Below are 575 nucleotides of genomic sequence, written 5' to 3'. Positions count from 1 at the left end.
GTTTTGCGCCACCGATCGGACGTGGAACCAAAACCACCCTAACCGACCCCCGGTTCCCCTCTCGCGTGATCAACATGGGGTCGAATGCCGGTGAGTGCAGGATGACACCCTAAGGTTTTTGGTCATGGTTTTGGCCACCTGTATTCACCTGTGAGGAGGATATGTGCCCATCCGAGGGGTGAGGTATGCGCCAGAAGATCTGGAGAGCAATCGCGGCCGCCGCGTTTTCGTGGGGCGACGGGTTCGCCGAGGTGTTTGGTGTTCCAGTAGATGACAATGGCGGCGAGCAGGTTGAGGCCTGTCATGCGGAAGTGCTGACCCTCAGTGGTTCGGTCGCGGATTTCACCTTGGCGGCCGATGCGCAGGGCGTTTTTCAGGGCATGGTAGGCCTCGCCTTTGTTCAGACCGATCTGGGCGCGGCGCTGCATGTCGTCGTAGAGTAGCCAGTTGATGATAAACAGCGTTCGTTCAACTCGTCCGGTTTCTTTGAGGGCTTCAGCCAACTCGTGCTGGCGGGGAGAGGCTGCAAATTTGTGTAGAAGCTGGCTGAGTGGAATGACACCTGCCACCATGGG

At 58.3% G+C, this 575-nt stretch carries 1 protein-coding gene; it reads right to left on the bottom strand.

Features of this window, described 5'->3' with window-relative positions; translation table 11 throughout:
* Positions 1 to 122: 122 nt before the first annotated feature.
* Positions 123 to 575, bottom strand: a 453-nt coding sequence (locus tag ACOI1H_RS26130) for a Tn3 family transposase (protein ID WP_422441274.1), incomplete at its 5' end; no start/stop codon positions are given.

Origin of the sequence: Loktanella sp. DJP18, from assembly GCF_049310965.1 — a bacterium.
Lineage (GTDB): Bacteria > Pseudomonadota > Alphaproteobacteria > Rhodobacterales > Rhodobacteraceae > Loktanella.
The sequence above is the reverse complement of the archived record's forward strand: the minus strand, read 5'-3'. Positions and strand labels throughout refer to the sequence as shown.